Here is a 1,360-nt window from a genome sequence, read left to right as displayed (position 1 = left end):
CGGGTCAAAGAGGGGGACCTTCGGGCCTCTCGCGTCAGGATATGCCTAGGTGGGATTAGCTAGTTGGTGAGGTAATGGCTCACCAAGGCGACGATCCCTAGCTGGTCTGAGAGGATGATCAGCCACACTGGAACTGAGACACGGTCCAGACTCCTACGGGAGGCAGCAGTGGGGAATATTGCACAATGGGCGCAAGCCTGATGCAGCCATGCCGCGTGTGTGAAGAAGGCCTTCGGGTTGTAAAGCACTTTCAGTCGTGAGGAAGGTAGTGTAGTTAATAGCTGCATTATTTGACGTTAGCGACAGAAGAAGCACCGGCTAACTCCGTGCCAGCAGCCGCGGTAATACGGAGGGTGCGAGCGTTAATCGGAATTACTGGGCGTAAAGCGCATGCAGGTGGTTTGTTAAGTCAGATGTGAAAGCCCGGGGCTCAACCTCGGAATAGCATTTGAAACTGGCAGACTAGAGTACTGTAGAGGGGGGTAGAATTTCAGGTGTAGCGGTGAAATGCGTAGAGATCTGAAGGAATACCGGTGGCGAAGGCGGCCCCCTGGACAGATACTGACACTCAGATGCGAAAGCGTGGGGAGCAAACAGGATTAGATACCCTGGTAGTCCACGCCGTAAACGATGTCTACTTGGAGGTTGTGGCCTTGAGCCGTGGCTTTCGGAGCTAACGCGTTAAGTAGACCGCCTGGGGAGTACGGTCGCAAGATTAAAACTCAAATGAATTGACGGGGGCCCGCACAAGCGGTGGAGCATGTGGTTTAATTCGATGCAACGCGAAGAACCTTACCTACTCTTGACATCCAGAGAACTTTCCAGAGATGGATTGGTGCCTTCGGGAACTCTGAGACAGGTGCTGCATGGCTGTCGTCAGCTCGTGTTGTGAAATGTTGGGTTAAGTCCCGCAACGAGCGCAACCCTTATCCTTGTTTGCCAGCACTTCGGGTGGGAACTCCAGGGAGACTGCCGGTGATAAACCGGAGGAAGGTGGGGACGACGTCAAGTCATCATGGCCCTTACGAGTAGGGCTACACACGTGCTACAATGGCGCATACAGAGGGCAGCCAACTTGCGAGAGTGAGCGAATCCCAAAAAGTGCGTCGTAGTCCGGATCGGAGTCTGCAACTCGACTCCGTGAAGTCGGAATCGCTAGTAATCGTGGATCAGAATGCCACGGTGAATACGTTCCCGGGCCTTGTACACACCGCCCGTCACACCATGGGAGTGGGCTGCAAAAGAAGTAGGTAGTTTAACCTTCGGGAGGACGCTTACCACTTTGTGGTTCATGACTGGGGTGAAGTCGTAACAAGGTAGCGCTAGGGGAACCTGGCGCTGGATCACCTCCTTATACGAT

At 54.0% G+C, this 1,360-nt stretch carries 1 rRNA gene; it reads left to right on the top strand.

The features are described 5' to 3' along the window. A 16S ribosomal RNA gene (locus OH459_RS27920) occupies window positions 1-1,354 on the top strand; the annotation flags it as partial. Window positions 1,355-1,360 lie beyond the last annotated feature (6 nt).

Source organism: Vibrio sp. MM46, from assembly GCF_027587135.1.
GTDB classification, from domain to species: Bacteria; Pseudomonadota; Gammaproteobacteria; order Enterobacterales; family Vibrionaceae; genus Vibrio; species Vibrio harveyi.
This window is presented reverse-complemented; position numbering and strand designations above follow the sequence as displayed.